Annotated in this window: 6 protein-coding genes and 1 pseudogene; 2 read left to right on the plus strand and 5 right to left on the minus strand. The window is 48.8% G+C overall.

The window, feature by feature from the left end; all coding sequences use genetic code 11:
- Positions 1 to 1277 (plus strand): nitronate monooxygenase (locus ACKOVI_RS07025; RefSeq protein ID WP_509603361.1); only part of this gene is annotated, 1277 nt, incomplete at its 5' end.
- Here the strand turns inward: ACKOVI_RS07025 and ACKOVI_RS07030 are convergent.
- The 3 genes from ACKOVI_RS07030 to ACKOVI_RS07040 are packed head-to-tail and all read right to left on the minus strand — an operon-like array spanning position 1263 to position 3345.
- The gene (locus ACKOVI_RS07030; RefSeq protein ID WP_509603362.1) at positions 1263 to 1667 is read right to left on the minus strand and encodes an HIT family protein; all 405 of its coding nucleotides are present in this window, start codon (positions 1665 to 1667) and stop codon (positions 1263 to 1265) included. The two genes, ACKOVI_RS07025 and ACKOVI_RS07030, sit on opposite strands and share 15 nt — an antisense overlap.
- Positions 1664 to 2536 carry an oxygenase MpaB family protein gene (locus ACKOVI_RS07035; RefSeq protein WP_509603363.1) on the minus strand — a complete coding sequence of 291 codons (873 nt, stop codon included), beginning with the start codon at positions 2534 to 2536 and terminating at the stop codon, positions 1664 to 1666. The genes ACKOVI_RS07030 and ACKOVI_RS07035 overlap by 4 nt, the downstream gene beginning before the upstream one ends.
- 32 nt (positions 2537 to 2568) lie before the next feature.
- Entirely contained in the window at positions 2569 to 3345 is a 777-nt protein-coding gene (locus tag ACKOVI_RS07040; protein WP_509603364.1) for an alpha/beta hydrolase, read from the minus strand.
- Between the two features lie 102 nt (positions 3346 to 3447).
- Here ACKOVI_RS07040 and ACKOVI_RS07045 point away from each other — a divergent pair.
- Positions 3448 to 4014 (plus strand): annotated as a pseudogene (locus tag ACKOVI_RS07045) (exonuclease domain-containing protein); the annotation flags it as partial.
- On the opposite strand, the gene trpD reads toward ACKOVI_RS07045, so the two are convergent.
- Together trpD and ACKOVI_RS07055 are read right to left on the minus strand one after the other, a co-directional pair.
- Positions 4013 to 5059 carry an anthranilate phosphoribosyltransferase gene (trpD, locus tag ACKOVI_RS07050; protein ID WP_509603365.1) on the minus strand — a complete coding sequence of 349 codons (1047 nt, stop codon included), beginning with the start codon at positions 5057 to 5059 and terminating at the stop codon, positions 4013 to 4015. The pseudogene ACKOVI_RS07045 and the gene trpD sit on opposite strands and share 2 nt — an antisense overlap.
- A 21-nt stretch (positions 5060 to 5080) precedes the next feature.
- Positions 5081 to 5506, minus strand: coding sequence for a hypothetical protein (locus ACKOVI_RS07055; RefSeq protein WP_509603366.1), 426 nt, complete (start codon positions 5504 to 5506; stop codon positions 5081 to 5083).
- Positions 5507 to 5618 lie beyond the last annotated feature (112 nt).

Here is a 5618-nt window from a genome sequence, read left to right on the forward strand (position 1 = left end):
GTCTACAAGATGGCGATATTGATGGATCAATCCGTCGTGCAATGGCGCACTTCCCAAATCAAGATGTCATCAAAGGCATCATGGATCGCTACTTCATTGAAGGCGGTCGTGATGAATCTAAGCCCTACATCGATGTACCAAAGCTAACTTTAAAGCCTGTGCAGCATGCAATTGATATTTTGGTTGTCGCATCATTTGTTGAAGTCTGGCTAGCAAAAGAAGGACATGACGGATTAATCGGCATGAACCTTCTTGAAAAGATTCAGATGTGTATTCCTGCTCAGCTTTATGGAGCAATGCTTGCCGATGTTGATTACATTCTTATTGGCGCAGGTATTCCTGCTCAGATTCCTAATCTCCTCAACCAGTTGGCGCTCGGCAAGCCCGTTGCCATGACAGTTGATGTTGCAGATACCAAGACAAAGCACTTTATTCAGTTTGATCCTGGCTGTATCGAAGGTATTTCATATCCAATTAAACGGCCGCAGTTCTTGGCTATCGTTTCATCTCATGCATTAGTTGCATATTTGAATAAAGATGAAATAACCAAACCTGACGGATATGTCATTGAAGGCCACGTTGCTGGTGGACACAACGCTCCCCCACGTAATCGCAAGTCTGTTGACGAAGAAGGCAATCCTGTCTACACGGAACAAGATGAGCCAGACCTTGCAAAGATCAAGAACTCGGGTTCGCCTTTCTGGATGGCTGGAGGTTTCGCCAATGCAGCTAAGGTGAAAGAGGCGATTGCAGCTGGCGCTCAAGGTGTTCAGGTGGGATCACTCTTCGCACTTGCAGATGAATCTGGTTTTACAGCAGAGTTGAAGCAAGAAGTTATTGATGCACTCACGAGTGAGCAACTCACGGTGAAGACTGATGGCAGCGCGTCCCCTACAGGTTTCCCATTTAAGGTAGCGGTACTTCCTCAGTCGCTTTCAGATGATGACGCCTATGAAAAGCGCAACCGCATCTGCGATCTAGGTTATCTGCGCACACCATTCGAACGCGAGAATGGCGGCATTGGTTATCGTTGCCCAAGCGAACCTTTAAAGACATACGAATTTAAGAAGGGAAACGTTGAGGAAGCTCAGCATTCTCAATGCCTCTGTAACGCGCTCATGTCTAATATCGGCCTAGGTCAGCTCCGCCCGGATGGACGTCGAGAACTTCCTTTGGTCACTTTGGGTTCAGATCTCGATGGACCAACAACACTTGCAAAGGAGCATCCTCAGGGCTGGAAAGCTAAGGATGTGATTGATTTCCTACTCGGTGAGTAACGTAAAAAGCGCATCTAGTTCTGCGCTATCTGCTGGTGCTATCTCCCAGGGCTTTTGCAAACCATCGTTGTTCCATCGTGGAATCACATGCATGTGAGCATGAAAGACTGTTTGCCAACCAGCCTCTTTGTTCATCTGGAAGATTGTCGTTCCTTCTGAATTCAATTTAACCTGGAGTAAATCTGCGATCTTCTTGGCTACCGATGCGATAGCACCGTATTCAACTGCCGACATTGAATGTATATCGGCGTAATGTGCTTTGGGAATCACAAGTGAGTGCCCTTTACTTGCAGGGAAAATATCCAAAAAGGCCAGATGACTTTCATCTTCATAAATCTTCTTTGAAGGAATTTCACCGGCAATAATTTTGCAGAAAATGCAGTCGCTCATGAGGTTGATGTTAATCGTGCAATGCGTTCACGGGCAATCGTCTGACTTGGGGATTCGTTACCTACTATTAACTGAAGCCCCCGTAGCATCGGCTTGACGATTGCCAGCCATCCTCTTGATTTAGCCTTGAGGCCAAGAACATAGAGAATTCGTGGATCGAGAGTTGAAATGGCTGCATTACAGAGAGCTCGGTAGAAGGGCATCGCCGCCCTCGAAAAAGGCGGGTGGATGATGAAGTGAACAATCTTGTGAGTTGCCTCAATCTCTCCTATTTCATTATCTAGAAAATCTTCCAAGACATCATGAAGTTCTGCATCTGACTGAGGTGCATCTAGTAGTCCGAGTGGTTCGGGACTCTTCGCCCATTCGCCAACATAGTTCAAGACAGAGCGATCTTCTTCGCGACCAAGCTCTCGGTATGCAATGAGAAAGGAGTCCGTGAACGCACAGTGGACCCAAAGGAGATGGCGAGATTCTGATGCTTCATATTTATGGGAATGAGTACTTGAGTCTTGATATTCACCTTTTACATGTGAATGCAGCGCATTAACTCGGCGAGCTTCCTTCGCTATAGCTTCGGTTGAACCGAAGGAGGTAATAGTGAGCCAACGCGTTGTTCGCTCTAGTCGGCCCAGTGGATCGGTGTCATACGCCGAATGCTGTGATACACCAGCAAGCGCCGCTGGGTATGCGGCCTGCATCAAGAGTGCGCGTACTCCCCCAATAAGCGTCGCAAGCGAACCGTGAACTTTCCAGACATCACTATCAGGACCAAAGAGCCCGATGTCACTTCCGACCGACATCTCATGAGCCCATTGAGGACGCCCTTGAGGATCTCCTGATACTGCTTTGCGAAAGGCGGATGCCACTTTCTCGCCTCCGGCTCGGAGAAGAAATGTCCTCACTCTGTAGCGCTATGGGTTTGCACGAAGATTAAAGAGTTTTCAAAGATGATCTCTTGATCGTAATCCAGCGTTGCAACGTGATAGCTATTAACCAATTCGATGCGCTGCTTAGGAATAGAGCCCACACCTTTCATGATGATCTCAGTGTTGGTGACCGGAAGTGTGTGGTCTTCCTTGCTATGAAAGAGCATCAAAGGTGAGGTGACATCATGCAAACGCTTGCGGGTATAGCTGAGCATCTTCAAGAGTTGATAAACGCCTACTGCAGGCAAAGAGTCATAGCCATGCTCGGTTACACCCGGCTTCTTAATGTCATCACCAACAGAATCACGCATCTTCTGGAATCGTGAAATCAACCAAGCAAGCTGATGTGGAACAAATTTCACATGAATCATTGGATTCACTAAGACTATTCCGGCTAAGGAGGATGAGTGTTGAAGCGCCACATTGAGAGTTGTACCTCCACCCATAGAGAGACCAAAGATAAAAACAGTCATGCCCTGTGAGTGCATCCAGTCAAGTTCTTCTTCGACCTTCGCTGGCCACTGCTCCCACTTCACAAGATTGAGGTCACCCGGCTTGGTGCCATGTCCAGGAAGGAGCGGAACAGAGACGCTATAACCGCGCTCGTGAAAGTAATCAGCCCAGGGGCGCATCGATATCGGTGAACCCGTGAAACCATGAACAAAGATGATGCCAACTTTGGCATGTGCACCTCTTCCAAGTGCCCGGAAATCCTGCATTGAACCCGCTGGTGCATCGTGAACGCTCATGTTCCAAGGGTATTCCCCGGTCTCTGTCATATCAATCATCTAGTCTTTACTTTCATCATGGACGAGAACAACTGGCAGAGCACGATTCAAGAGATCGGCACACCGTTACATGCCGCACGCTTTGTTGTTCTCGACCTCGAAACCAGCGGTGGTGCTCCGCACCTTGGCGCTGCGATTACCGAAATTGGTGCCGTCAAAGTTCAAGGTGGCGAAGTTCTCGATACCTTCTCAACTTTGGTTAACCCTCGTCATTCAATTCCCGCTTTTATTACAGAACTCACCGGAATCGACGACGGTCTCGTTTTTGACGCTCCACCCATTGAAGAAGTTCTTCCAGATCTCTTTCATTTTCTAGGTGATGAAACAACAGTCTTTGTCGCACACAATGCACCATTTGATTTATCTTTTCTCAAATTCGCAGCTCGCGCACATGGCCATCAGTGGCCCAATTTCCGCGTTCTTGATACAGCGATTCTTGCTCGTCGTGCACTTACAAGAGATGAAGCTCCTAACTGCAAGTTAGGGTCTTTGGCCCACATATTTGGTACTGAGGTAACTCCCAACCACCGAGCGCTCGATGATGCCAAGGCGACGGTGGATGTGCTGCACGGACTCTTTGAGAGGCTTGCAGGTTTTGAGATCTTTACAATAGAAGAAGCAATCAACTTTACTGCGCCGAAGAAATCTCGGTCGACAAAGCCGCCCACTTCTTAAGTAACTCTGCAGCCTTTCCGCTATCAATCGCATCAATAGCTCTTGGCATTGACTTAGCGATTCGCTCATGAAGAGAGAGTTCTAATTCACCATCAAAAGCGGCTATGGTCACAGCAGTATTGAGCAGAACAACGTCGCGAGGTGCGCCACGTTCGCCTTCAAGAATGCGCAGCGCAATAGCGGCATTCTCTGCGCCATCTCCGCCTACGATGGCGCTAATCGGTGCGTTATCTAAACCAAAGTCTTTTGCATCAACACGATCGCTTGAGATTTCTTCCTTACCGATACTTAAGACTGACGTTGTTCCATCAAGGGTAATCTCGTCAAGCCCATCATCGCCTCTGAAGACGAAACCATCACAGCCCTTAGAAGCCATCACTTGTGCCATCACCAAATGAATTCGTTCGTCTGCAACGCCAATCGCTGCGGCTTGTGGCTTTGCTGGGTTAGCTAATGGACCGAGGAAATTGAAGACAGTCGGAACACCAAGTGCCTTTCGAGCTGGTGCTGCATTCTTCATTGCGGGATGAAAGACAGGTGCGAAGAGAAAACCGATACCAAGCTCGCGAACAGTACGTTCGACACCTGCTGGACCAAGGTCGTAGGCGACACCGAGTGCGCCATAGAAATCTGATGCTCCCGAACGAGAAGAGACTGCACGGCTGCCATGTTTTACAACACGAGCACCCGCTGCAGCTGCAACTATCGCTGCAGTAGAGGAAATATTGATGGTATGTGCACCATCTCCCCCAGTGCCTACAGTGTCGACAGCGCGTTCGGGAATAGTGATGGGAGTCGCGTTACGGTAAAGCTGCTCGACGAGTGCAGAAACCTCTTCGGCGGTCTCGCCCTTAGTATGAAGAGAGAGCAGAAATCGCTTTACCGACTCAATATCTGCAGTCTCTTCCAAAATGCTTTGCAGAACAGATTGAATTTCTGCAGGTTCGAGATCCAGTCCTGCATCAAGACGCGCGATGTATTCAGGCCACAATAAAGTCATTGCTCAATGTGGCCTTGCACATTACGCCGTTGCGACTGAGCGCGAACGAATCAGGTCAGAGACTGTATTAGCCAAAGTAAATGGGTCGACAGGGTGCATGACGCTTGCCTCGGCACGAGACCACGCGGCTAGCCATGCATCTTCCTTGCGAGCTACCAACAAGAGAACAGGCGGGCAGTTAAAGACTTCATCCTTGAGCTGGCGGGCAACGCCCATGCCGCCTTCAGGAGTTGCTTCACCGTCGAGGATAAAGAGATCGATAGGTGCTTGAGATCCAGGCTTGACTGAATCTACATAGAGGCGAAGAGCCTCCGCTGTCGCAAATTCACGAATCTGGTGCTCTGGCAGGTCTGCCGAGACTTTACGACCGAGGGCTGAAGTAACTGCTGCTCGGGTAGTTGAATCATCTGAATAGAGAACGATGTTGAGTTTGCGACCTGAATCCATAGCCCAATAGTAGTCGCGATAGGTGAGCCTTTTCACCTTATTTCAGGCGTGAAAAAGGTGGTTCTGGCCACCCCGAAAATAGGTTTTACGAGCGTTAATCGGGAATAATGCC

The organism is Candidatus Planktophila sp. (genome assembly GCF_046070465.1).
In the GTDB taxonomy this organism is placed as follows: domain Bacteria; phylum Actinomycetota; class Actinomycetes; order Nanopelagicales; family Nanopelagicaceae; genus Planktophila.